This window comes from Hymenobacter fodinae (genome assembly GCF_004745825.1).
In the GTDB taxonomy this organism is placed as follows: domain Bacteria; phylum Bacteroidota; class Bacteroidia; order Cytophagales; family Hymenobacteraceae; genus Hymenobacter; species Hymenobacter fodinae.
This window is the reverse complement of record NZ_SRLA01000002.1, coordinates 115,215-139,337: the sequence shown is the minus strand read 5'-3', so window position 1 is coordinate 139,337 and position 24,123 is coordinate 115,215. Positions and strand designations below refer to the sequence as shown.

Below are 24,123 nucleotides of genomic sequence, written 5' to 3'. Positions count from 1 at the left end.
GGATAGGCCGCACAAAGGACGGACAATTCTGGAAGTTTCGGGTGGCTCCTTGCTCATGGCTAAGGTGGGCCGCCACCCAGCAGCTTACGGCAAAACGGCCCAGGCAGCGGTACTACTCTGTGTAACCATGTGGCCCCCTGCTAGTACAACCTACTACCAAACACTGGCCTAGCCCTTCACTTGCACCTACTTGTATGCCGTACATCGTCACGCTTACGCTGAACCCTACCGTTGATAAGAGCACCACTACCGGGCAAATCATTCCCGACCATAAGCTGCGGTGTGCACCGCCCAAGTTTGAGCCGGGTGGGGGTGGCATCAACGTGTCGCGGGCCCTGAAGCGGCTCGGCACTGAGTCGGTGGCGGTGTTTCCGGTGGGTGGTCCCGCGGGCCTGTTGCTGCAGGAGCTGCTCAGCAAGGAAGATATTCTGCAGCAGCCCGTGGTGACGGTAGGCCGCACCCGCGAGAATTTTATTGTGGTAGATGCCTCAACGGGCCACCAGTACCGTTTTGGGATGCCCGGCACGGAGCTGGCTGAAACCGAGCAGCAGCAGGTGCTCACGGCCCTCAAAAGCCTGCCCGGCAACCCCGATTTTCTGGTCATCAGCGGGAGCGTACCGCCCGGCGTCGAGCCCGAGTTTCTGGTGAAAATAGTGCAGGCCGCCAAAGCTCGCGGCGTGAAAGTGGTGGTTGATACCTCCGGGCCTGCCTTGTATCGGCTCCTGGAGGAGGGCGTGTACCTGGCCAAGCCCAACGTAGGCGAGCTGAGCCGCATGGCCAACATTGACGAGCTCGACAACGAAGCCGTGGCCCAAACCGCTCATGCATTGGTGCGGGATGGCAAATGCGAGATTGTAGTGACGTCATTAGGTCCGCAGGGCGCCTGCGTGGTCACCCGCGACTTGGTAGACCACGTGCCGGCCCCAGCCGTGAAGAAACGTAGCACCGTAGGCGCCGGCGACAGTATGGTGGCCGGCTTGGTGTATGGCCTTTCAACGGGGCTTTCGGTGCGCGAAACGGTACGCCTGGGCATAGCCTGCGGCTCGGCTGCCACTATGAACCCCGGTACCGAGCTGTTCCGCAAAGACGACGTTGACCGCCTGTATTCTTGGTTGTTGCAGAACACCATGCTGCCTTCAGCCGCCTAAGCAGTTCTTCTCCTGCTTCCGATTTGATGCTCCTGCCCAGGTAAACACCCGTTTGCCTGGGCTTTATTATAACTGGCTATTCGGTGCTAAATCGATTTGGAAGCACAGGTTAGCAGCCCGGTATTTCAACGCACAATTTCTGACATCTTACGAGCATAATTAGCACCTAAAAAACTTAATAATCCACCTGATTATAAGTATATTATATACACAATCAATCACCCTAATTTCTTTCAGCCATGAACGAACAAACCGCCTTAATTACCGGTGCCTCCAGCGGCATTGGGTTCGAGCTGGCTCGTTGCTTTGCACGCGACGATTACCGGGTTGTGCTTGTGGCCCGCCACTTAGAGGAGTTGCAGGAGGCGGCCCGCTTGCTGCACCAGGAGTTTATGGGCGTAGATATTCTGCTGCTACCCTTCGACCTGAGCCTCCCCGAAACACCCGCCCGGCTCTACGCGGCCACCACACAGCGGGGCTTGCGCATTGATGCTCTCGTGAATGATGCGGGCTTTGGCGAAACCGGCTTCTTCACCGACACCGACATTGCCACGGAGCTTCGCATGGTTCAGGTGAATGCGGCCTCGTTGATGCACCTTACCAAGCTGTATTTGCGCGACATGATGGAGCGCAATGAGGGCCGTATTTTGCAGGTGGGCTCGGTGGCCTCGTTCTCGCCAAGCCCATGCCAGGCCGTGTATGCCGCCACCAAGGCGTTTGTGCTCAGCTTTGCCGAAGCCGTGCAGCACGAGCTGAAACAGCAAAAATCGGCGGTAACCATGACCATCCTCTGCCCCCCGCCTACCGATACCAACTTCTTCCGCACCGCGCACGCCGAAAATACCCGCGCGGCTGCGCACACGGCCTCGGCCCGCGCCGTAGCCGAGGAAGGCTACGACGCCCTGATGGAAGGCGCCGCCCGCTCACTCCCGACCCTGGGCGCTAAAGTCAACTTCGTTTCCAGCCTGCTCCTGCCCGACTCTATGCTGGCCACCCTCATGAACACACAGCTGCACGCTACGGCGCGGTAAGCCAGCTTCCCTTTCTCTCCCCAACGCCTCCTTGCTGTGTTCCTGCGAAGAGGCGTTGCTATTTTATGTGGAGCTGTGTTCTGGTTGAGACATCTATCCCCGGCGGGGCGCGTACACCTAGGCCACCTTCCTGCCTTGCTATGCCTCCCATTCCGCAAAAACCTGAACTGCCCACCTGGGTCTTCCTGCTGTTGCGCTTCGGCTCGGTGGCACTAGTAATGGTCCTGGCCTGGTACCTGGTGCGCTGCCAGTCATGAGTATTACCCTACGCCCCCGAGATACTGCCCAACCAGCCCGGGGTGCTAGGCCAGTTGGCTTACTCGCCAGTATCGTTTTAGCCCTGCTATGATCATTCGGGAAACGCCTACCAGCTTTATCTACCTCACGCAGCACGACCACGCCCAGGTTTCGGGCAGACTAGCGGAGCAGTGGCAGCTTTCCTACTTTGAGGGGTTGGAGCGCCGGGCAGAGGTGTTGTTGGCCATCCGGGAGCATGACCGCGCCTGGATTCCCCTGGATGCCGCTCCCATCTGGAATGAGCAAACTCACGCTCCGCACTCTTTTCTCGACTACCCAACGGCGCCCAAAGTGCGGCATTATCAGCAAGGCATTGAGGAAGTGGAGCACTTAGCGCCCTACGCGGGCCTGCTATGCAGCCTGCACTACACCAGCTTCCCCGACCTAGCCAAAAGCCCCGCCGGCCAGCAATTCTTACGCACGGAAACGGAACGCCAAAACCGCCTTAAACAGCAGCTCCAACTCTTTGCCTCCACTGAATTAGCTACCCTAGAGTTTCACAAGCGCCTGTTGCGCTTCGCTGATAACCTCTCCCTCTACCTGTGCCTTAACGAGCCCGGCACCCCAAAGGCCCAGGGACACCCTTGGTACCGGGAGGGCATACCCTTCTCCGACTACTTTGCTTTCACTCAGCAGCAACTTGTGCAGGTAGAGTGGCCTAGCCGAAACGTTGTGCAAGTTCACCCCTCCCCTTTTGCGGAGAGCTTTGCCGTGACGTTACGCTATAAGGAGCTGCCGAAAGTCCGGCTGGCGGCGGTAGGCCTAGGCCAGTGTTATGCAGAGGCGCCGGTTGAGGAGCTAGAGGTTTGGGTGCATTCCTCACAAGTCTAGCACATCCGTCAAGCTCACTTACGCTAGGCTAGCGGCATCTCTGTGCTAATGGCAATGCGGTTCCAGGCGTTAATAACCACGATGGCCATTATTGCCTGGGCTAGGTAGTGGTCATCAAAGTGGGCCGCCGCTTGCTGATACGTAGCGTCTGTTACTCCCGCTTGGCCAATAAGCGTTACCTCCTCCGTGAGGGCCAGCAGGGCCTGCTCTTCAGGGGTGAATAGCTTGCTTTCGCGCCAAGCCGAGAGCAAATAGAGCCGCTGCTCCGTTTCGCCGTCTTTGCGGGCCTCTTGGGTGTGCATGTTTATGCAGAAAGCGCATTTGTTTACCTGAGAGGCGCGCACTTTTATCAGGTGTTTGTGCGTGGCGCTGAGCTTGGAAGCGCTCAGGTACTTCTCCAGCCCAAACATGGCCTTATAGGCCTCTGGCTCGATGGTTTGCATGGTGAGTCGCATCTTCAAAAGGGTTTTGGGTTGAAGGATGCGACAAAATTTGGCCCCGGCGGCCCAAGAAAACTTAATCTAGTTCAAGAAACACCGGCCGCTACCGGTGGCCTACTTTGGCTCTGATTTTACTTAAGAATTCCGGCGTAAAGCCCAGGTACGAGGCCAACATGTACTGGGGCACGCGCTGCACAAACCCCGGAAACCGGTCGTTGAAGTGATGGTAGCGGGCCTCCCCCGAAAGGGTATAGAGGAATTTCAGGCGAAACAGGGCTGCCGCCGCCGACTTCTGTAGCAACACCCGGAAGTACCGCTCTAGCTGCGGCAGTTGCCGAAATACTTCCTCCTGCACCCGCTGCTCCAGCACCACAACCTCCGTGTTCTCAATGGCCTGAATGTTAAACTGCGACGGCAGGTGATTATCGAGGCTGGCGTAGTCGGTGAGCCACCAGTTTTCAATCCCGAACTGAATGGTTTGCTCCGTACCTTTTTCAGTTACCAGGTAGGTGCGCAGGCAGCCTTGCCGCACAAAATAGTTGGCAGTGCACACGTGGCCTTCGGTTAGCAAATGCTCTTTACGGGCCACTGTTTGGTGGCCTAGGTACGGCTGCAGCAAGGTAGCGTCGGCGTCGCTAAACGGAACGTACTGGGCAATGTGTGCAAACAAGGCGGTATACATACCCAGGTGCGTAGCAAAATACAGAGGCCCAGCCACTAGCTTAGGGCCGCTTCAGACTCAGGCGTTCTACAGTTTCGCCCTCGAAATCAAACTCAATCAATATGGCGGCTTCATCCCCTACTACCCAGCCATCGTGGCCGGGTGCAATGGCTACCACCTGCGGCGCCACATACTCCTCCAGGCCACCATCAGCGTACTGAATAGCCAGCCGGCCCTGCGCCAGAAACCCAACGTGGGCGTGCTGGCACAGCTCCGTGCCCACCATTGGCTTCATGTCTTTCGACCAGCGGAAGCCCGCGGGGTACACCACTCGTTTCACGCGGGAGGTACCCGTGGTGCGGACTACATCTACTTGTACGCCGCCAATCTCGCGGCGCGTGGCATCTTTCAGGGGGCCGAGTAGGTCGGTGGGTTGCATAAGCCAGGCTAGTTAGGAAGACGATAGAACCTGCCTGAATATAGCAGTTCTGGCGTACATCGGGGTGGTTAGCCTTTCTGCTCCACTAGTGGCCTAGCAGCAGCTACACCTCACCACCTAGCGGGCGCTTCGGCCGTCGGCTTGAGCCTGCGTTACTATGCAATGCCCGCCGGCCGCAACTGCCGGTACAGCATTTCGGCGGCGGCTTGCAACAAGGGCAGGTCGGTGGTGCGCTCCTCGCAGCGCTGCATATCGTAATGGCACAGGGTGCCAAAAGCCTTACCGGCCGTGTCCCGGATCAGCACGCCGCAGTAGGAAATCACGGGCGACTCCACCACGCCTTTTACCCGCGCATCCGTGGTGGCATCCATAATTTGCAGGGGTGCTTCCTGCCGGCCCACCAGCGAGCAGTACGTGGCAATCATTGGCGCATCCTCCCCCTTCAGCAGCTCCGGATGATAACGGTCGAACAACACCTCATTGCGCAGCATGTCGCCATCGAAGCGGAAGACGCCGGTGTACTGGTGCGGCGTCCGGCTATTGAGATATTTGAGCGCCGCATGCACGCCCCGCTGCTGTAAAATGCTTTCAAACTCCCCTATCTCACGTGGCATAGCGGGGTGTTGGTCCTGGTTGGTAGTCATGGGGTGCAGATAGGGCGGCAAAAAGAACAGAGCAGAGTTGCGCTTTAGAGGCACAGTAGTAGCACAAGCAAAACTATCAATAGTCGAGCTTAAAGCTCTTCTGGCAGTGTGACAACGCTGGTTACTGGCACGGAAAACCACTCAACCACAACTTGCCTCACACTCTAGGTTTCGCATCTGCTCCTTAATGTTCTGCTTCGCTTTGGGTTAAACAAAATTTATGTGAATACGTTTGCAAACTTTGAAATACAAAGTACTTTTACACCACTCTCAGGCAAGCACTTTCTCACGTTCCTTAGCAGCTCCCATGGTTACAGCAGCAAACACACGAGGTCGTTGTAAGTGGCGCCTAGGGCTTGTGCTAGTGGCTTTGCTAGCTGTGGGCGCAGTGTTTCTGCTCAGCAAGTGGAAGGCAGCCTCAGACCAGGGCGGCCAGCTACCACGGGAACCGTTTCGCATTGCGGGCAACCTCTATTACGTGGGCACCCGCGACGTCACTTCCTTTCTGCTTACTGGCCCCGAGGGCCACGTCCTGATTGATGGAGGCTACCCCGGCACCGCCCCCATGATTCTCAAGAGCATTGCTGCCTTGGGCTTTAACATTCGGGATGTTAAGATTCTACTCAACTCCCATGCCCACATCGACCACGCCGGTGGCCTAGCGGAACTGCAACGAGCCTCGGGGGCGCAGCTGTGGGTGAGCGAAGCCGACGGCGACATTGTGGCCTCAGGTGGGGTTAGCGCCCGGAACATGGCCCCGGTGAATGGGCTGGTTTACCTCGGCATCATGCGGTACCCCGCGCCCCGCATCGACCACCAATTCCGGGATGGCGCTCAAATCAGGTTAGGACCTATTCGCCTCACGGCCCACGTAACTGCGGGCCACACGCCGGGCTGCACCACCTGGGCGTTTCCAGTTCAGGATAACGGCCGCGAGCTGTTGGTGGTAAACGTGGGCAGTCTCTCCTTACCAATGCCTACCTCCCTGTTTAATTGGAAGTATGATGCCACGCTACGGCAAGAGCTGGAGCGCAGCTATGTTACCCTGCGAAACCTGCCCGCCGACATCTACCTCTCTTCTCATGCCCGGCCCTTCAGCCTGAAACGCAAGTTTGAGGAGCGCGCCACCTCCCCCGACCCCGTAGTGCCTTTCCTCGACCGGGCGGGCTACCTGGAAGACATTCAAAAGGCAGAGGTGGCCTACCATAAAGCCCTTCAAGAGCAGCAATAGCAGCTGCGCCCACGTGCCCTTTGCTCAGTAATCATGCAGTACCTCAATGCACACCTGATATGAAAGCCGAAGTACTCCAGAACTTAGACAACCCCAGGCAGTTGGAAAAGCTCTACCGCGACAATCGAGCTGCATTCAAAAAGGAGTTTAACGCCCTGTACCCCAGCATTCAGGAGCAACCTGTTGCGCAGATCTGGAACGAGCGGCTCAATTTTGAAGGCGAGAATATTTCCTGGGGCTCGGGCCGGGAATTGCTGTTTGTGGTAGTTGCCGCTTTCATAGCTGGCCTCATTGCCAAAATCCCGCAACTGTTCGGGCTGAGCCCCGACTACTTCTACCCCCGAAATATTGCCTTTATCGTTTTCCCGCTGCTAACTGCCTACTTCGCCTGGAAGCAGAAACTGCCTACCAGAACCCTGGCTGTTGTGGCGCTGCTCCTGCTGGGGTCGGTTGTCTACATCAATGCGCTGCCCCGCAACGAGCAAAGCGACACGCTGCTGCTGGCCTGCATTCACTTGCCCTTGTTTCTGTGGGCGGTGCTGGGCTTTACCTACGTGGGCCCGGAGCCGGCCAGCGCTGCCCGGCGGCTAAGCTTCCTCCGCTACAACGGCGATTTGGTGGTAATGACGGCTATTATTCTGCTGGCGGGCGGCCTGATGACGGCCATTACCATCGGCCTATTCGGGCTTATTGGGCTGCGGATTGAGAACTTTTACATGCAGTACATCGGCGTGTGGGGAGCCGCCGCTGCGCCCATCGTCGGGACGTACTTGGTGCAGACCAACCCGCACTTGGTGAACAAGGTCTCGCCGGTAATTGCCAAAATATTTACGCCCTTGGTGCTGGTGATGCTGATTGTGTACCTGGGGGCCGTGTTCTACACCGGCAAAGACCCGTACAACAACCGGGATTTTTTACTGCTCTTCAATCTGCTGCTGATTGGCGTAATGGCACTCATTGCGTTTTCAGTTGCCGAAGCCTCCAAGAGCGCCAACCGGAAATTTGAGAACCTCTTACTGCTAGGCCTCTCTGGGGTTACCATTCTCGTGAATGGTGTGGCCCTATCGGCCATCCTGTTCCGCATTTCGGAGTGGGGAATCACGCCTAATCGGTTGGCGGTACTAGGGGGCAATGTATTGATTCTGCTTAACCTGCTGCTAGTGGCCTACCGGTTGTTTAAGACCGTGCAAGACCACCAAGAGCTTGCTGCGGTGGAAAATAGTATCGTTTCTTACCTGCCGGTGTATGGCATTTGGGCAGCAGTGGTCGTCTTTGTTTTCCCGTTAGCCTTTCATTTTATCTAGGCTTTTGCTTGTGGGTGGCAGCACGAGTATCAACCAAGCTGCTCTTGGGCCTCATCCTCATTGAAGTAACCACCCTCAGCGCTAGGCCACCGGAGTTAGCATGACAGGTCTTCTTTCAGAAGTTTCTAGCTCGATTACCTCCACACGAGCTTTTCTTTAAGCGCCGCATACCTGACTTAACAAAGGCTGAGCATACGCTTCATACACAAATTGCATCCCCTTACTTTGAAATACAAAGTTCTTTTGTTTACTTCGAGCACTCTCCTGATTGTACCCTTCCACACTCGCACAGGTCACCTTAACTGGTAGCTTGTGCAACAGTAGCCTAGGCCACTTCCGAGTGGATATCCGGCAGCGCAAGTCGTTACTTCCTGATTTCTGAAACGCACTCTTTCATTCTCAAACATCACCATCATGACACTCTCTCAAAGCATTCTGCGCGTGGCACTGGGCACTGGCCTACTGTTGCTTATTCCGTTGGCCGCCAAACTGTTTGTTCCCGGTATGCTTTGGAGCCCCGGCGACTTCCTGGCCGCCGGTATCATGCTCTTCGGCGCGGGCCTCACGTTCGTCCTGATTTCGCGAATGGGCGACAACACTGCCTATAAACTGGCCGCGGGCGTGGGCGTAGCGGCTGGGCTCCTGCTACTGTGGGCAAATCTGGCCGTAGGCCTAGTAGGCAGCGAGGATAACCCCGCTAACCTGCTCTACCTCGCGGTGCTAGCGGTGGCGCTCATCGGGTCCTTTGTGGCGCGTTTCCGGCCGCGGGGCATGTCGAATGTCATGTTTGCGGCGTCGCTTACCTACATCGTGGTTACGGCTATTGCGCTGTTCGTCTGGAAGCCCACAGGTGCGGCTGTTGAGCCCAACGTGCACCTCTTGAATGTACTGGTAGCCAACGGAGCATTTGCTGCCATCTGGGCGGTTTCGGGCTGGCTGTTCCGCCGCGCCAGTGCCCCGGGCTCCAACCTAAACCAGCGACTGGCCTAGGAACGCCGCGCACAAACCATCCACTTCTTTCTCACTACTCTCATGGCCATATCTCACGTTGTAATGGCAGGCATTCTAGTGCTGGTTCTAGGCCTGTTGTATCTGCTGATAGCCAGCCGAGGCCGCAGCGGCGCCTATAAACTGGCCGTGGGCGTGGCGGTGACAGCATCCCTCCTGCTGGTATGGGGCAACCTAGCCGTCGGCTTCATCGGCAGCGAAAACAACCCCATGAACCTACTATATGGCGCGGTGCTAGCCGTCGGCTTCATCGGGGCCATCCTAGCGAAACTCCAGCCCCTAGGCATGGCTCGCGCTATGTTTGCGGCAGCCGCAACTCAATTTGCCGTGCCTTTCGTGGCCTTGCTCATCAAGCAACCCGAGTTGACCATGGGCGTGCTGTGGGTAATTGTGCTGAACACCATCTTCGCCGGGCTGTGGGTAGTGGCTGGGTTGCTATTCCGGCGGGCGGGTCTGGCTAGTGTGGGTTTTAGCAGGTAGGCAGCTTAACAGTGTATAGCGCTATATTTACCTTATAATTGTTTGACAATCAATGATTAGCATATCATGTCTAACTATTTTTCAGCAACTAAGGTGGACGTCACATGGCGTAATTTATATAGCATTTAGAAAAAGATAGGCGTTCAGGTTTTCATGATTGCACCTTATCGATTCTTGTATAACTTGTCGTTTCTATTTAAGAGAAGAGCTTGTATTCTTACGATTATCTAGTAAGAAGTTAAGCTTTATGTTGTTGACAATTCAATCATAAATTCTAAAAAATGTCAGAGCAGAACAAATTTATTGAAGAACCAGCTATTGAGGACATTGAGGCTGTAATAGTAGAAGAGGAGGAGGAAGAGCAAAAAGAACACCCTATTGAATCGGCTTTAAATATCTATATAGATCATATTGACAGTCTCTTTAAAACGCTATTCCTAACAATGGTTACAATTGGAAAAACTTTAAAGAAAACTAAAGAATATGTAGATGAATTTGAGAAAAGAAATTGTGAAGTTTCCGGACCAGATGAACACGGAAATTACAAAGTAAAAGTTCATGAAAACTATTACAGAAGATGGAATAACTTACACAAGGAATTAAATCAAATTTCTTTATCAGGCAAATTAGTTCCGGCTAGTTTCTTAACATCTCTTATTAGCCAATACGACGCATTTTTAGGACAACTAATAAAAGCACTATTTGACTTAAATCCTGAAATTCTTAATTCCTCAGAGAGGAATTTATCTTATTCTCAATTATCTGAATTTGGCTCCATTGCAGACGCTCGTGCACATATAGTAGAGAAGGAAATTGAAACTGTATTACGCAAGAGCCATTCAGAACAGTTTGACTGGTTAGAAAAGAAGTTTGACTTGCCACTAAGAAAAGACTTATCCATTTGGCCTACCTTTATTGAAGTAACAGAAAGAAGAAATCTCTTTGTTCATACACGCGGAATAGTTTCGTCGCAGTATATCAAAGTATGTAAATTGCATGGAGTCAATTTACCTAATGATATCAAGGTTGGTGCAAAACTTGAAGCACCCGTCAATTACATGAAAGAAGCTTACTCATGTATATTTGATATGGGTATTCAACTAGCTCATGTTCTCTGGAGAAAAAAGGATCCAAAAAACAGAGAATTAGCAGATGAAAACTTAAATAATATTGCATTTGAACTATTATTAAATGAGAAATATAATCTTGCTATTAGGGTACTTGATTTTGCAGTTAATAATATTAAAAGATTTAGCTCAGAACAAATAAGAAGATTCATTATAATCAACAGAGCGTTAGCCTATAAGTGGTCAGGCAATTCAAAAATTGCAAGCAAGATAATTAATGCAGAAGATTGGACTGCAACTAGTGATGATTTTAAGCTTGCTGAGGCTGTAGTCTTGGAAGAATATGATAAAGCAGACACTATTGCTGAGAAAATAGGACCAAATGGATCTATAAATGCAACTGCTTATAGAGAATGGCCTTTATTTTTGAAATACCGTGAAAGGCCTGAGTTTAAGGAGCTCTTTAAGAAAATATTTAATGAAGATTTAGAAGTGCTAGAACAGTCTGTAGAAGAGGTTATAGAGGCTAATCAAGACGATGAGATTATCCATGACAATATTACATAATAATCAAATGGATAGATTTTAAATTATGTCAAAAAGTCATTAGAAGTCCTTTTGCACCCCGTTTGCTAAGCATCTCGTAGAACTTCCTAACCCGAAGCACCTACCTAGATCTTAGCGACCATGAACTTTAATAACTATACCATCAAGGCACAGGAGGCCGTGCAGAAGGCCACTGAAATTGCCGGGGGCAACCAGCAGCAGGCCATTGAAACCGGCCACCTGCTAAAGGGCCTCTTCCAAAGCGACGAGAATGTGCTGTCGTTTCTGGCTAAGAAGCTGGGCGTGAACCTCAACATCCTCACGCCCCGTCTCGATGCAGTAGTAACGGGCTACCCTAGAGTAAGCGGGGGCTCGCCTTACCTCTCCAACGAAGCCGCCGCCGCTCTGCAGCGCGCTACCGGCTTTCTGAAGGAGTTTGACGATGAATATGTGTCGGTGGAGCACCTGCTGCTGGGGCTGCTGGGCGGTAAAGACGCCGTGGCTACCCTAATGAAGGACGCCGGCTTCAACGAGAAAGACCTGAAAGCGGCCATTAAGGAGCTGCGCGGGGGCCGTAAGGTTACCTCGCAGACCGCCGAAGACCAGTACCAGAGCCTCAACCGCTACGCCCGCAACCTCAACGAGCAGGTGCGCACCGGCAAGATGGACCCGGTTATCGGCCGCGACGAGGAAATCCGCCGCGTGCTGCAGATTCTGAGCCGTCGCACCAAGAACAACCCCGTGCTGCTTGGTGAGCCCGGCGTTGGTAAGACCGCCATTGTGGAGGGCCTGGCCCAGCGTATTGTGGCCGGCGACGTGCCCGAAAACCTCAAGGACAAAATCATCATGTCCCTGGACATGGGTCTGCTCATTGCGGGTGCCAAGTACAAGGGCGAGTTTGAGGAGCGCTTGAAGTCCGTTATCAAGGAAGTAACCGACTCCGAAGGCCAGATCATCCTGTTCATCGACGAGATGCACACCCTGATTGGGGCCGGAGGCGGTGGTGAAGGCGCCATGGATGCGGCTAACCTGCTCAAGCCTGCCCTGGCCCGCGGCGAGTTGCACTCCATCGGGGCCACTACCCTCAAGGAGTACCAGAAGTACATTGAGAAGGACAAGGCCCTGGAGCGTCGTTTCCAGGCGGTGATGGTAGATGAGCCAAGCACGGAAGATGCCATCAGCATCATGCGCGGCATCAAGGAGAAGTACGAGCTGCATCACGGCGTACGCATTACCGACGACGCCGTAATTGCCGCCGTAGAGTTGTCAAGCCGCTACATCACCGACCGGTTCCTGCCCGACAAGGCCATCGACCTGATGGACGAGGCCGCCGCCAAGCTCCGCATCGAGCTAAACTCCATGCCCGTGGAGCTCGACGAGGCGCAACGCCGCATCATGCAGCTGGAAATTGAGCGTGAAGCCATCCGTCGCGAGGAAAACAAGGACCGCGAAACCGTGCTCAACAAGGAGTTGGCCGAGCTGACCGCCAAGCGCGACACCCTGAAAGCCCAGTGGGAAAATGAGAAATCAGCCCTCACCAGCATTCAGGAGCAGAAGGAAGCTATTGAGCGCTTTAAGCTGGAAGCCGACCAAGCCGAGCGCCAGGGCGACTATGGCCGCGTGGCGGAGCTGCGCTACGGCAAGATTCAGGAAGCTGAAGCCAAGCTGAAGGAGCTGCAAGCCCAGGCCGAAGCCGATAAAGGCAAGGACGGCGGCTCGATGCTGCAGGAAGTGGTAACCTCCGAGGATATTGCCGAGGTAGTAGCCAAGTGGACCGGTATTCCGGTAAGCAAGATGCTACAGTCGGACCGCGAGAAGCTGCTGAACCTGGAAGCGGAGCTAGGTCGCCGCGTGGCGGGCCAGAGCGAAGCCATTGCGGCCATTTCCGATGCCGTGCGCCGCTCCCGGGCTGGCCTACAGGACCCCAAGCGGCCGATTGGTTCGTTTATCTTCCTGGGTACTACTGGCGTGGGTAAAACCGAGCTGGCGAAGGCCCTGGCCGAGTACTTGTTCAACGATGAAAACGCCATGGTGCGCATCGACATGAGCGAGTACCAGGAGCGCCACGCCGTGTCGCGCCTGATCGGGGCACCTCCCGGCTACGTGGGCTACGATGAAGGTGGGCAGCTGACAGAGGCCGTGCGTCGCAAGCCGTACTCCGTGATTCTGCTCGACGAAATTGAGAAGGCCCACCCCGACGTGTTCAACATCTTGCTGCAGGTGCTCGATGACGGCCGCCTCACCGACAACAAAGGTCGGGTGGCGAACTTCAAGAACACCATCATCATCATGACCTCGAACACGGGCGCCGACATCATTCAGAAGAACTTCAAGGAGCTGAATGAGTACAACCATGAGGAAGTGGTAGACCGCACCCGCGAAGAGGTGATTGAGCGCCTGAAGGGCCATATGCGCCCCGAGTTCCTGAACCGCATCGACGAGATTGTGATGTTCCAGCCGCTGAAGCGTCGCGAAATCCGCAAGATCGTGGACATCCAGTTCAAGCAGATTCAGCAGCGCCTAGAGGAAGCCGGCATCCGCCTGGAAGCCACCGAAGAGGTACTCGACTACCTCGGCGAGCAAGGCTTCGACCCTCAGTTTGGAGCTAGGCCCCTCAAGCGCGTGCTGCAACGCCTGGTGCTCAACGAGCTGTCGAAGGACATTCTTGCCGGCCGCGTTAGTAAAGACGCTGTGGTAGAAGCGGTGCTGGAAGACGGCCAGATCCGCTTTGTGAACGTGGACGTGGAAATTCCGGGCGTGTAAGAGCGCTGCCTATCTATGGAAAGCCCCGCTGGCAATACGCCGGCGGGGCTTTTTAATGTCGATTTAATATTTGCAACATTGTTTCATATATACATTTGCGCATCATTCATCCAGTTATCAGGACTTCGTCCCTATGAAAACAGTAACCCGTACCCTCCTTTATCCGGCAGTTGCCCTACTCTTTGTTGGCGCCTTGTCTTCCTGCGACAAAAACGACTCGGAGAACTCAGCACCCGACAAAGTAGAGAACCAGCATGTGCGCCTGCTGGTAGCAGACCAGGCCAGCACGGCCGTTACCCTGATTACTCCTGCAAAAAAAGCACAGGAGAGCTTCCAAAGCAGCTTTGGTGGTGCCACACTCTATCCTACGGGTAGCGGGCGCTTTGCCGCGTTTGTGTACGGCTCTCAAAATGCCGTGGAGTTTTTTGATAGTGGCCTAGAGGCGCACGGCGACCATGTTCACACGAAGGGCACGCCTAAATGGGCTCTTACAAAATCAGCCGCCATCAAGCCCGCGCATTTCAGCGTGCAGTGAAGCAGCATTGCTATCTTCGGCGACGGGGATGGCAACCTACACCTTACTGATGAATCATTGTTGCATTCCTCAGCCAATACCACCGCGGTACCAGTGGGCTCTGCGCACCACGGGGCAGTGGTTACCCTCCAGAACAACACCTACGCCGTTTCCGATAAAGCCGCAACCGGTGCCACGCCGTGGCGAGTGAAGCTAGTCAACTCGAAAGGCCAAGAGGTAGGCGCGGCTTCTTCAATTGCCGTAACCAATATCCATGGCAACGCCACCGATGGCTCTATCGCGCTGTTTGGTACGCCACAGGGGATTTTGCGCGTTCAAACGGGTGGCCAACAGGAGCTGCTACCCTACCCCGCGGCCTTCGGCGCGAACTGGCTGTCGAGCCTGAGTTATGGAGCCGCGGCGAAAACCTTCCTGGGTATGAGCGCTACTGCCGGACTGCACCTGGTTAACCCAAACACCAAAACATTCACGAGCGTAGGTGGCATTACGCAGTACACGCGCGCCCTATACGATGCAGCCGGCCAGGATATTATAGTGCTCCAACCCGACGGCAAACTGCTGGTATTTGACGGGGTTTCGGGCTCCAAAAAAGCCGACAAATCTGTTTCAAACCTGATTCCTGATGTAGCTGCGGCCGCTCCGTACCTTGCAACTACCCAGAAGTACGTGTACATCACTAATGCTCCACAGGGCAAGGTACACATGCTGGATAAGGGTACGCTAGAGGAAAAGCACACGTTTAACATCACTGGCAAACCTTCCCGCATCGTGATGATTGGCGCTGACCTGAACGGAGAGGGGGAACACTAGGCCTAGTGCATCGGTGACAATTTCATCCTCTTGACACGTTTTGATAAATAGCCTCGCCCAGTAGAATGGGCCGCTAGGCCACTATCAAACAACAAAGCCCCGCTGACAGCTTGCCAGCGGGGCTTTGTCATAATGCCGCTCAGCCCTCGGCATTGCTAGTTGAATGCCTTAGCAAACAGGCCTAGCGAAGCAACACAAGATGCAAGACCTATTCCTACACATTTGTCCGCGCAACTCTATTGCGTGTTAAACGCTACTTCACCAGTCGGCGTAGGTGGCGGCGAAGTGGGCGTTGCACATGATGTGGCAAGGTTTGTCGCTGTTCAATTAAGGCTACCGCCTCACGCTCGCGTGCTTCCGTATGTCGGCTCCAGGTATCTATGCCAAAAGCAGCTAGACCAATTCCAGCCAACCCATTTATAATAGCCACAAGCCCGTATGCTGCCTCCTGTCCGTCCATCGACGGCGAGCTTATGCCCACGATATTAATGTTGGCAGATAGCTGTGAGCCCGCGTAAACTGCCGTACCAAGCACAGAAAAATTAGCGCAGGTAATTTGATCAACACCTGCGCTCAAGCCTTAAACACCCTCCCTTAGTAAGGCTAGGTGCTAATGAACTACTAGTATTACTTCTTTCTACGTTGCCCGTGTTTGTATACCAAGGGCACCCAGGCGGCTACATCAGGTGGTAGTGGCTGCCCTCGGTCTAAGTCGGCCAGCACCTGCCGTTCGCGCTTCCGACTAAAACGCACCATAGTGATAGTCCCGAAAGCAAGGGCATTAGCCCCAAGGGCCAAGTCTCCCCCCGTTGTCCAGTTATCATAGCGCCTGGCGATATACTCGACTCGCTGACCTAACGTGGCGTTGCTTGGGTTTGGAGCTGTTCCCGCGCCATCTGCTGGCGCAATGCTTCGCGGATGTAAGCTGCCTCAGCAAAGTGAGCGGCATTGAGCCGACGGCGGTACTTAGCTGGGATGGGTGTGCCGGCCGCGTAAGCCACGTCTACTGCGCGCAAGTGAGCCTTGTTGAGCATGCTAGCGTGCAATATGAAGCGGACTACTGTGCCGCCCAAAATAACTGTACCCAGAGGTGGTGAAATAGCCTCCTCGGCCACGGTTGTATGTCCATAGCTGTCGGTGGAGGAAATAGGCAGGGCGAGAGACATACCCACGATAAACGGCACGGTGTAGAGCCAGCCGGCCGTGCGCCGCCGCCGAAACATAGAAAGCAGGGCACCAGTAGTATCGGCCTCAGCGCCTTTCGGCTCAAACTTTGGCAAGTACCACCCATTGAATACTAGCACGGCCCCCGCCTCAGCGGCATTTGGTGGGGCTGGCAACGCCGGAGCTTGGGCGAAGCTGGAGGTAGTGCACAGCAACAGCAGCCCCAGTAACAGGCCTAGAGGTTTAAACATAGAGAAAAGCTCTTCTACTTGACGGGTGTAACGGGAACAGGTGTGTACAGAATAATAGGCTGATTGAAGAACCGAGGCTTCAGCTTCCGGCGCAGACTCTTGGGTAATGACTGACCCGCCGCGTAGGCTGTGAGAGTTCTCTCTAGCTTACCGTTGCCATAGTGCAACAGCTTAGCTACTCCATATGCCAGGGTGGGAGTAGCCAACAAAAATGCCGCTCCCGGGTAAGGGTCTTGTTGTATTACATAGCCGCCCCCTATGGTGGTAGTGCTGCCGCTGGCCGTAGCCAAGCGCACCGCTCCTATTCCGGAGCCAAGTATCCAGCTGGCACCGCCCGCTTGGCGCCGCCCATACAGGTTAATAATAGCCTGGGCCGTGTCGTTGTGTAGGTACTGCGCCCGTAGGTGCTGCTTGAATGTCTCTGAGGGCAGTTTAGTAGTGGAGGTTTGCGCAAACGCGCTACTGGTAAACAGGCCTAGCAGGCCACTAAGGAGTAGAGGTTCAATCATATAACGCATTTTCACTGTGGGATAAAATCATCTACAAGGTAGCTGGATTTAAAGCTCTACAGTTACCCTCCCTTCCTATAATTCAAAAACACGCAGATCTATTTTGCACATAGTGCAACTGCAGTTAGCCGCCTAGCATCAGCTAGGGCGGCACAGCAACTCAGTGTTGCATTTCGGCTACGGCTTACTTTCCGAGTGCAAGGCCTATTCGGAACTCACCTACCCCATAAATTGCGCTTCTCCAGCTGTAGTACTGCCTGGGATAACGAGCCAGAAAGATCATGTCGGTTGCCAGCCCTAGATTTCCATCTACGAAGCCGTAGCGCCCCAAACGGCGCTGCAACCCATAGCGCACACTGAATTGGGGCACCTCAACTAGGTATTCCTTAGGGTCACCCCCGGAATATGTGTTGTTATGCGTATTCCGTGGGATATAAGCGCCATTGGTCTTGATACTGGCCGACAGGTAATCGGCCGAGAAGTTGTTTGCGCTTTTACCCTTACGTATCCGCTTATTAAGATTGTAATAGTAACGGCCTGCTATTTGGGCTCCTAAGTTTAAGTAACGCGTTTTTTCTAGGCCACCTATATTGGTATTGGGGTCATAAATGTAGCGGTAGCCGGGTTGGGCCGTGGGGTTTAGCTCACCCAACACGGAGAAAGATGTCCGGAGCTTACGCTCGTAAATCAAGTAAATGCCATAGCGGAACCGGCCAAAGTCGAAGCCGACATCATTCAGTCCAAGCTTCCACAATTGCGTTTCCTCGACTTTAGAACGCACTAAATAATTATAGCGCTCTTTCAAGTTGAAATCAGATTGGGCTTCTTCTTCCTCGTAGCTGACCCGTGAGGAGTCGGCCGTGATGACTTGGCCTAGGCCAGTGTGGTTCATAAGGTTCAGAAGCAGTATAAGCAGGCCCAATAGGCCTAGCCGGGAAAGTGCGTTAGTATGCATCAGGATAGGATTAGCGACGTAACAATAAGGGGTTGACCTGCAGCGTAACAGGCGCATAGGAAGTATTAATGCGGATCAGCGGATCGGCTTTGCGATATTGAACTTGGAAGAAGGTGCGGGTATTAACTACTCCAGGCGAGAAGGTAGAATTAGCAGGCAATTTAATGCTGCCGTGCACAGTAGTAAACTCGTAGCTGAACAAATCCATCTGAGGCACTAATACAGTTACCTCAGTGCGCGCGGCCGTTACTTGTACGCCAGTAAGGCCGGCGGTGGGCTCCAGCTGAATACTGCCGTACGTGTTGTGGATGGTGTAGCGACCCGCAATACCAGAAAGTCGGATGGCGGCTTTGTCGGCGCGGCAGCTAAATGCCAGGTCCAGGTTGCGGGCCGTGATGTCGGCGTACTTGCTGGTGATGGTAAGCTGACCCTGCAGATCCTGCAGCTTAATCTGCCCGAATTCCTGGTTGATTTCCTGCAGACCAGTGAGGGCTGTCAGATCGGTTTCGCCGTAGGCATTTGCGATGTGCAAGGGGGTTTTGGCTGGTAACCAGAGAGTGTACTCCGCTCGCAAATTGCTTTGCAAGGTAGTGCCGGCCGCCAAGCTAAAGAAGTTGCGCAGGGTAAGGTCGTTGCCGTTTTGCTCAATACGATACTGCAGCGCCTGCAAGTCTTTTTCGGCAACAGTGCGGGAGGGGTGTTTGGCTACCAGGCGCAGTACCAGGCGAGCCGTGGGCTTGTCCCAGCCCAGAATCTGGACCGTGGCCTTCTCTCCCTGCACGTACACCTTGGTGGCGGGTGTGAGCGTGAGGGTTTTCTCCACCGTTCGGGTTACTACCTGCACTTTCGACTGGGCCTGTGCTGTGGCACACAGACCAGTTAGCAGCAGGGCCAACACGCAGTGCAGTAGGTGAAGTTTACGTAAACTATATGAACACATCATCAGGATATAAGTAGTTGAATAAGCTCTTTCGTGACGGTAGCTTTCATGGTGGTGACGCGGGTTTGGTACCGGATGAGCTCAGGGTTGTTGCCGAAGCGCTGCACTTCCCGCTGCAACCGCTTTTCTTCGGCGTCCAGCTCCGCCATCTGCTGTTTCAGGTTCTGGAATTCCGGCGACTGGCAGCCCACTGGCACTTTGCTGCATTGCGCGTTGATGAAGGCCATGCCCTCATGTTCCTGGGCGGCATCATTGGGCAGCGGTAGCGGCTCCTCGGTAGTGGCGGCAGTGGGCACGGTTTCTACGGTGTAGCTGATGCGCTCCTGCGCCACAATCCGTTGGGGCGTAGCTGAGGGCCAGTAGTGCCAAGCTAATAGCACCAGCAGCCAGCTAGCGGCAATAGCACCTACGCGCAGCACTTGGCTAGGCCACATGCGACGCACTACAGGAGCGGCGGCTGGTGGTACGGCAGCTGGCTCCGGCTGGTCTAAACGGGCCATGATGCCGTCCCACACCAACTCATCGGGCTCGTGTTCAGGCAGCTCGGGGGGGGCCTGGCCTAGCAGGGTGGTCAGGTTAAGTTGCTGCTCAATCTGCGTCCAGGTGTGCTCATCAGGCTCGTGGCTGGGTAAGTTGGCAATGGCTTTATGTAAGTGAGGGCGACCCAACTCGGGGCCTTCTTCCGGAGTTTCTTTCATCGGCGTAGTTCCTGCAGCTTTCCTTGCAGCAGGCGTTTGGCGTGGTACAGCTGCGACTTACTGGTTCCTTCCGAAATGCTCAGCATTTCGGCCACTTCACGGTGGGCGTAGCCTTCTACCTCAATCAGGCAGAAAACGGTGCGGTACCCAGTGGGTAATGCTTGAATGGCTTTCTCCAGCAACTCGCCGGTTAAACCATCGTGCCAGCTAATGCTGGGTTCGGGGTGACGCTGCTGGTCGTATACTTCCATGCGCTGCTCCCGCTGCTGAATCAGGAGGGAGCGGCGTACCACTATCGTCCGGATCCAGGCGCCCAAGGCCGCGTCTTGCCGGAAGGAGCCCAGGTTGCGAAACACATCCACGAAGGCATCCTGCAAGGCATCCTGGGCTAGGTCCCGGTCGTTCAAGATCCGGAGGGCGCAGGAGAACATGGCTTTTTTGTACCGGTCATAGAGCTGACGCTGGGCAACCCGGTTCTGTGCCAGGCACGCAGCCAGCAGCTGTTGATCAACCAGGGTAGAATCGGTGGTAGGAATTGTCGACAAGCAGATCGTGCTATTTGTCTTAAGGTGGGGCTATCTGCCGGAAAGGTTGGTTGGCTTAGTAAAATGTTTTGCCAAGTATGCTGGAGTGGTCTAGGCACCGTTCTACCCCATGCGCAGCCCTAGCTACAGTAAGTGGGCACAACACGTATCCAGTATGCTCGCCGCAAGCTCCCGAAGCTATGATTAGAGGCACAACTAGTACTGCTCCTGGCCTGGCTCATTTTGCTAGCTACTGGCCCAGACGCATAAAAAAAGCCCCTGATTTGATCAGGGGCTTTTTTTACTTACCTATTGGTTACTGCACTGCTATTCTAGTCTTGCAGCATGATACGGGTGAAGTTGTTCTGCTTGCCCGAGGTCAGGCGCACGATGTATACGCCGGAGGCCAGCTTGCCGCGGTTGAAGTCATAGGAAAAACTTTCCCCGGCGTTGCCGGTGCCCTCGCCTACTACTGCCACCACAGAGCCCAGTGTGTTGATAACCTCCAGGCGGTAAGCGCCCTGCTGCGCCAGGGTAAACGACAGCTTGGTAATTGTGCTGGTGGGGTTAGGCGTAGCGGCTAGCTGCAGGTCGTTGGCCGCGCCCTCGTCAGCCAGCAGCCCCGAGGCCGAGGCGTTCTGGCAAGCCCCTACCATGTCGCCGTGGTTGAGGTGGTCGATAACGTCGGCAGCGCCAATGCACAGCACGTTTTTGCCTTTGTGGCACACCTGTACTTTATCATTCTTGTTGCCGCAACGCACATCAATTACGTTGATTTTTACCGTGGCGGTGCGGGTGCATTTGTCGCTGTTGACGGCCGTTACGGTGAAGGTGTACATCCCGGCTACCGTGGGTGTGAACACGGGGTTAGCTACTGTGGTGCTGCTCAGGCCCGTCGTAACTGGCCCTTCTACCGTCCAGGTGTAAGCGAAGGTTGGGTCGCCGCTGGCGGTCAGCGTTACGCTCTGCGCGCCATACCCGAGGTAGATGGTGTTGAGAGCAGCGCCAGCAAAACCTGCCGAAGTGGGCGTAACGGCAATGCTCGGGGCCGAGCAGGCGTACAGCGGAGGCATATCGAAGGCTTCTACCTGGTCGGTGCGGCTAGTGCTCAGGCCCTGCTTGGCGCTATAGCCTAGGCCTCGCTTGGCAAACGCGCGCCAGATCAGCTCTTGGTTAGCGCCACCGTTGTCTAGGCGGTCGGCCAGCAGAATAGCGTCACGACCATCCACAAACCCCGGACGACAGGGCTGCAGCTTCAGCCCGTCGATTACCAGTTGCATGGCCATGTTATTGCCGCCTTTACCGTGGTAGAGGTCGGCGTCGAAGCCATACTTGCCAATCAAATCCCAGGTCATGTCCCATAGCATGGTAGACCACACGAAGCCAATGCCGTGCGGGGCAGCCAGGGAGGTGTTGTTGGTAGCGCCGTAGGTGTAGGCGTTTACTTTAAAGTCAGTGGTATACGGGGCAGGGCGGATACCGCCACCGGTGGTAGGCTGACCCGAGGCGTAGGTACCAATACCGCGAATTTTGGTGGGTTGGTCGCCCTGCTTCATGGTCAGTATCAGCCCGAACCAGTCGCTCCAGCCCTCTCCCATTTGCTCGGCGTTGCCTAAGCAGCTAGTAGTCAGGCGGCCACCCGTTAGGCGGTTGGAGATGCCATGGCCGTACTCGTGGGCAATGATACCGTTGTCGAAGTCACCATCAAGTTCAACGGCCTCGCTTTTCAGAGCCACGGTTACTTCCTGCGAGGCATCCAACAGGGCCCGGATTTTAGCGCCGTCGGCCTGGCTGATCATCACGGCCGGAATGGTAATAGCAGGCGTAGCTACTGTAGGCGTGCCACCCATGGCAATGGGTGCACCGGGTGCATTGTTAATTACCACTACGGCAATGGCGCCAGCCAGCTGAGCAGTTTGGGCTTTATCAGCAAAGCCGCAGGTGCCCCGGTATACAACGGCAATGTTGCCGGCTACGGCAGCGGCATTGGTATAGGCCGAGCATCCTTCGGCGCTAACGGCACCCGAGGTTTGCGCCAGTACCAGCTTACCTGTTACGGGCGTAGCTGTCAGGCGCTTGCTAAAGGTACCTTCCATGGCGGGGTAGCTGCCAGCCGCCGTGCTAGGTGAGGTAATCCGGAACATGTCCTTGTCCGGAATAGCGTTCCACAGATACATCTGCATACGCGGCGCAAAACCATCGACGGGAGTCGAGAAGTTGGCGTTGTTACGCGTGGTTTGGCCGGGCGGCGGAATTGGAATGTTGCGGCTGTCCTGGGCTTCGGCCAACACGGGGTCGTTGGGGGAGCCTCCCTTGCCGAAGGTGTCGAACTGGAAGTTGCCGCTGGCTTCGTCGAACCCATACTGGTACCATACATCGTGCATGATGTTGTTCCAGTAGAACAGGTTAGTGGTAGCCGCATCCCGATAGGTTACGGGCTGCTTGGAGAAATCAATGGGGAAGTCAAACTTCAGCTCAGCACCCCCATCTGGGCTGTAGCTGGTGGTGTAGCTGTTCTTGTTGTCGGGGTCTTCGTAGGCGAATACGTTGTTGCCGCGCGTGGTCGTGAGCACACCATTGGGCGTGTGCTGCCAGCCTTTAGGCGAAGCGTCTTTATCGGCAGCGTCTAGGCCTACAAACACGCGGGGGCCGTGGCTGGGGCTTTCCGTTACCAGCGGGTAAATGTTGTAGCCGCTGGCATTGGTGGCCTCAATCATGGCCGTAGCAAAGTTGAACGGCTTGGTTTCCGTGGCGCGGGCAGCGCTAGAGGTTTCGCGCAAGGGCAGTCCACCGGGCCCGTCGTTATCGAACTCGCAGTGGGTTACCAGGTTGTCCTTGTCCAGCACTTCGCCGGTGTTAGCATCCAGGCGAACGTTCCACCAGTTGAGGGCGTCTTTTTCGTAGATAGATACCTCCCAGGCCAGGCGCAGGCTGCCATCTTCCAGGGGTTGGTACACCAGCTTGGCCGGAATGGGCTCGAGGGAAATACCGCCCGTAGAGAATAGCATTTCGTTGTCGTTGCCACCAGCTCGGCGCTGCACATCCAACGACTGCTTAAGCGAGAGGCCTAGGTGGCGCGCAGCCGTGCGCACAGAGGCGTCGGGCGTTACCTTGGCTTTGTTGGTTTTGATGCGCTTAGCCAGGTCCTTTTCAAAGCGGTTGGCAATGCTCAGCACCTGCCCATCTTTGGTCAGGTTGAGGGTAGTAATGGCGTTATGAATCTCAATACCCTGGTACAGCTGCTGCAAGTACAGGTGCCGCGTGCCATTTTTGGAGGTAGTTTCACTGCTCAACACGATGTCGGAGAGGTCCGCATCGGTGAGTTGCAGAGCTTGTCTGTTGGCTTTGAGATGCTGCAGGGCTAGCTGCGGCGCGGCCTTTTTCTCAGAAGAAGGAGTGCTCTGGCTGAATGATGAGTACCCTGCAAGCAGCAGCGCGCCCACCATTACCGGCCGAGCCAGTACTGGTAAGAATTTCGTCATGTGGTATAAGGTTGTGGAGATGAAAGGATTAGTAGAATTGAAGTTGATTCTTTGGTTGTGCAATTCCTATATTTTATTTCCCCATGACAATATTTTATACATAAAAAAAGCACAATATTCACACAAGCTTCATCTTGTATAATGTGCTCTGGCGTGCTGTAATGGCCCTGTTTCGACTATAACTGGTAACCTATAGACACAGAGCTACTCCTTTAATCACATTTTTTAACAGATAAGCCATAATACCACTCTCAACATAGTGCAACAACTTACTTATCAACTACTTATCATACACCTATTTCTCGCTATGAGCAATTTCATACTAGCCAGACAATCAACAGGTTAAAAGTGCTAATCATTGATGC

22 protein-coding genes are annotated in these 24,123 nt (G+C 54.7%); 11 read left to right on the top strand and 11 right to left on the bottom strand.

Annotation, left to right across the window (positions count from 1 at the left end):
- The first annotated feature begins 194 nt into the window (after window positions 1-194).
- The 3 genes from EU556_RS07765 to EU556_RS07755 all read left to right on the top strand — a co-directional run bounded on the left by EU556_RS07765 (window position 195) and on the right by EU556_RS07755 (window position 3,307).
- Window positions 195-1,148 (top strand): 1-phosphofructokinase family hexose kinase, encoded by a 954-nt coding sequence (locus tag EU556_RS07765; protein WP_135432914.1) that lies wholly within the window; start codon window positions 195-197, stop codon window positions 1,146-1,148.
- A 239-nt stretch (window positions 1,149-1,387) separates the two neighbouring features.
- Entirely contained in the window at window positions 1,388-2,179 is a 792-nt protein-coding gene (locus tag EU556_RS07760; RefSeq protein ID WP_135432912.1) for an SDR family NAD(P)-dependent oxidoreductase, read from the top strand.
- Window positions 2,180-2,524: 345 nt separating this feature from the next.
- Window positions 2,525-3,307 (top strand): DUF3891 family protein, encoded by a 783-nt coding sequence (locus EU556_RS07755; RefSeq protein ID WP_135432910.1) that lies wholly within the window; start codon window positions 2,525-2,527, stop codon window positions 3,305-3,307.
- 23 nt (window positions 3,308-3,330) lie between these two features.
- On the opposite strand, the gene EU556_RS07750 is transcribed toward EU556_RS07755, so the two are convergent.
- The 4 genes from EU556_RS07750 to EU556_RS07735 form a co-directional block, all read right to left on the bottom strand.
- Window positions 3,331-3,762, bottom strand: coding sequence for a carboxymuconolactone decarboxylase family protein (locus EU556_RS07750; protein WP_317128706.1), 432 nt, complete (start codon window positions 3,760-3,762; stop codon window positions 3,331-3,333).
- 88 nt (window positions 3,763-3,850) lie between these two features.
- Window positions 3,851-4,429 (bottom strand): Crp/Fnr family transcriptional regulator, encoded by a 579-nt coding sequence (locus EU556_RS07745; RefSeq protein WP_135432906.1) that lies wholly within the window; start codon window positions 4,427-4,429, stop codon window positions 3,851-3,853.
- A 40-nt stretch (window positions 4,430-4,469) separates the two neighbouring features.
- A complete protein-coding gene (locus EU556_RS07740; protein ID WP_135432904.1) occupies window positions 4,470-4,847 on the bottom strand; it encodes a cupin domain-containing protein in 378 nt (125 codons plus the stop codon).
- 155 nt (window positions 4,848-5,002) lie between these two features.
- A complete protein-coding gene (locus EU556_RS07735; RefSeq protein WP_135432902.1) occupies window positions 5,003-5,491 on the bottom strand; it encodes a hypothetical protein in 489 nt (162 codons plus the stop codon).
- 364 nt (window positions 5,492-5,855) lie between these two features.
- Here EU556_RS07735 and bla point away from each other — a divergent pair, with 364 nt between their 5' ends.
- The 8 genes from bla to EU556_RS07695 all read left to right on the top strand — a co-directional run bounded on the left by bla (window position 5,856) and on the right by EU556_RS07695 (window position 15,235).
- Entirely contained in the window at window positions 5,856-6,722 is an 867-nt protein-coding gene (gene bla, locus EU556_RS07730; RefSeq protein WP_210116242.1) for a subclass B3 metallo-beta-lactamase, read from the top strand.
- Between the two features lie 59 nt (window positions 6,723-6,781).
- Entirely contained in the window at window positions 6,782-8,026 is a 1,245-nt protein-coding gene (locus EU556_RS07725; RefSeq protein ID WP_135432899.1) for a DUF4153 domain-containing protein, read from the top strand.
- A gap of 414 nt (window positions 8,027-8,440) precedes the next feature.
- Window positions 8,441-9,016 (top strand): hypothetical protein, encoded by a 576-nt coding sequence (locus EU556_RS07720; RefSeq protein ID WP_135432897.1) that lies wholly within the window; start codon window positions 8,441-8,443, stop codon window positions 9,014-9,016.
- 42 nt (window positions 9,017-9,058) lie between these two features.
- Window positions 9,059-9,514, top strand: a complete 456-nt coding sequence (locus tag EU556_RS07715) for a hypothetical protein (RefSeq protein WP_135432895.1) — start codon at window positions 9,059-9,061, stop codon at window positions 9,512-9,514.
- A gap of 281 nt (window positions 9,515-9,795) precedes the next feature.
- On the top strand, window positions 9,796-11,148 hold the full coding sequence (locus tag EU556_RS07710; protein ID WP_135432893.1) for a hypothetical protein: 1,353 nt from the start codon (window positions 9,796-9,798) through the stop codon (window positions 11,146-11,148).
- A 120-nt stretch (window positions 11,149-11,268) separates the two neighbouring features.
- A complete protein-coding gene (gene clpB, locus EU556_RS07705; protein ID WP_135432891.1) occupies window positions 11,269-13,890 on the top strand; it encodes an ATP-dependent chaperone ClpB in 2,622 nt (873 codons plus the stop codon).
- Window positions 13,891-14,023: 133 nt separating this feature from the next.
- Complete coding sequence (locus EU556_RS07700) at window positions 14,024-14,425, top strand: hypothetical protein (RefSeq protein WP_135432889.1); 402 nt, start codon at window positions 14,024-14,026, stop codon at window positions 14,423-14,425.
- A 57-nt stretch (window positions 14,426-14,482) separates the two neighbouring features.
- The gene (locus EU556_RS07695) at window positions 14,483-15,235 is read left to right on the top strand and encodes a hypothetical protein (RefSeq protein ID WP_135432887.1); all 753 of its coding nucleotides are present in this window, start codon (window positions 14,483-14,485) and stop codon (window positions 15,233-15,235) included.
- A gap of 854 nt (window positions 15,236-16,089) precedes the next feature.
- Here the strand turns inward: EU556_RS07695 and EU556_RS07690 are convergent.
- From EU556_RS07690 to EU556_RS07660, 7 genes are all read right to left on the bottom strand, one after another.
- Window positions 16,090-16,650: a hypothetical protein gene (locus tag EU556_RS07690; RefSeq protein ID WP_135432885.1), complete on the bottom strand. Its 561-nt coding sequence runs from the start codon at window positions 16,648-16,650 to the stop codon at window positions 16,090-16,092.
- Window positions 16,651-16,664: 14 nt separating this feature from the next.
- Complete coding sequence (locus tag EU556_RS07685) at window positions 16,665-17,159, bottom strand: hypothetical protein (protein WP_135432883.1); 495 nt, start codon at window positions 17,157-17,159, stop codon at window positions 16,665-16,667.
- Window positions 17,160-17,343: 184 nt separating this feature from the next.
- A complete protein-coding gene (locus EU556_RS07680; RefSeq protein WP_167855502.1) occupies window positions 17,344-18,051 on the bottom strand; it encodes a hypothetical protein in 708 nt (235 codons plus the stop codon).
- Between the two features lie 73 nt (window positions 18,052-18,124).
- Window positions 18,125-19,012: a DUF4097 family beta strand repeat-containing protein gene (locus tag EU556_RS07675; protein WP_135432879.1), complete on the bottom strand. Its 888-nt coding sequence runs from the start codon at window positions 19,010-19,012 to the stop codon at window positions 18,125-18,127.
- A 44-nt stretch (window positions 19,013-19,056) separates the two neighbouring features.
- Complete coding sequence (locus tag EU556_RS07670) at window positions 19,057-19,752, bottom strand: hypothetical protein (RefSeq protein ID WP_135432877.1); 696 nt, start codon at window positions 19,750-19,752, stop codon at window positions 19,057-19,059.
- Window positions 19,749-20,297, bottom strand: coding sequence for an RNA polymerase sigma factor (locus tag EU556_RS07665; RefSeq protein ID WP_245327524.1), 549 nt, complete (start codon window positions 20,295-20,297; stop codon window positions 19,749-19,751). The genes EU556_RS07670 and EU556_RS07665 overlap by 4 nt, the downstream gene beginning before the upstream one ends.
- 311 nt (window positions 20,298-20,608) lie before the next feature.
- Complete coding sequence (locus tag EU556_RS07660) at window positions 20,609-23,758, bottom strand: T9SS-dependent M36 family metallopeptidase (protein ID WP_135432875.1); 3,150 nt, start codon at window positions 23,756-23,758, stop codon at window positions 20,609-20,611.
- Between the last annotated feature and the right edge of the window lie 365 nt (window positions 23,759-24,123).

Excerpts from the sequence above, each read along its gene's own strand:
- EU556_RS07660 (WP_135432875.1), bottom strand. The coding sequence starts at position 23,758 with ATGACGAAATTCTTACCAGTACTGGCTCGGCCGGTAATGGTGGGCGCG.
- EU556_RS07750 (WP_317128706.1), bottom strand. The coding sequence starts at position 3,762 with ATGCGACTCACCATGCAAACCATCGAGCCAGAGGCCTATAAGGCCATG.
- EU556_RS07710 (WP_135432893.1), top strand. The coding sequence starts at position 9,796 with ATGTCAGAGCAGAACAAATTTATTGAAGAACCAGCTATTGAGGACATT.
- EU556_RS07725 (WP_135432899.1), top strand. The coding sequence starts at position 6,782 with ATGAAAGCCGAAGTACTCCAGAACTTAGACAACCCCAGGCAGTTGGAA.
- EU556_RS07670 (WP_135432877.1), bottom strand. The coding sequence starts at position 19,752 with ATGAAAGAAACTCCGGAAGAAGGCCCCGAGTTGGGTCGCCCTCACTTA.
- EU556_RS07765 (WP_135432914.1), top strand. The coding sequence starts at position 195 with ATGCCGTACATCGTCACGCTTACGCTGAACCCTACCGTTGATAAGAGC.
- EU556_RS07700 (WP_135432889.1), top strand. The coding sequence starts at position 14,024 with ATGAAAACAGTAACCCGTACCCTCCTTTATCCGGCAGTTGCCCTACTC.
- EU556_RS07720 (WP_135432897.1), top strand. The coding sequence starts at position 8,441 with ATGACACTCTCTCAAAGCATTCTGCGCGTGGCACTGGGCACTGGCCTA.
- EU556_RS07745 (WP_135432906.1), bottom strand. The coding sequence starts at position 4,429 with ATGTATACCGCCTTGTTTGCACACATTGCCCAGTACGTTCCGTTTAGC.
- EU556_RS07735 (WP_135432902.1), bottom strand. The coding sequence starts at position 5,491 with ATGACTACCAACCAGGACCAACACCCCGCTATGCCACGTGAGATAGGG.
- EU556_RS07680 (WP_167855502.1), bottom strand. The coding sequence starts at position 18,051 with ATGAACCACACTGGCCTAGGCCAAGTCATCACGGCCGACTCCTCACGG.
- EU556_RS07760 (WP_135432912.1), top strand. The coding sequence starts at position 1,388 with ATGAACGAACAAACCGCCTTAATTACCGGTGCCTCCAGCGGCATTGGG.
- EU556_RS07685 (WP_135432883.1), bottom strand. The coding sequence starts at position 17,159 with ATGATTGAACCTCTACTCCTTAGTGGCCTGCTAGGCCTGTTTACCAGT.
- EU556_RS07690 (WP_135432885.1), bottom strand. The coding sequence starts at position 16,650 with ATGTTTAAACCTCTAGGCCTGTTACTGGGGCTGCTGTTGCTGTGCACT.
- EU556_RS07740 (WP_135432904.1), bottom strand. The coding sequence starts at position 4,847 with ATGCAACCCACCGACCTACTCGGCCCCCTGAAAGATGCCACGCGCCGC.
- EU556_RS07715 (WP_135432895.1), top strand. The coding sequence starts at position 9,059 with ATGGCCATATCTCACGTTGTAATGGCAGGCATTCTAGTGCTGGTTCTA.
- clpB (WP_135432891.1), top strand. The coding sequence starts at position 11,269 with ATGAACTTTAATAACTATACCATCAAGGCACAGGAGGCCGTGCAGAAG.
- EU556_RS07755 (WP_135432910.1), top strand. The coding sequence starts at position 2,525 with ATGATCATTCGGGAAACGCCTACCAGCTTTATCTACCTCACGCAGCAC.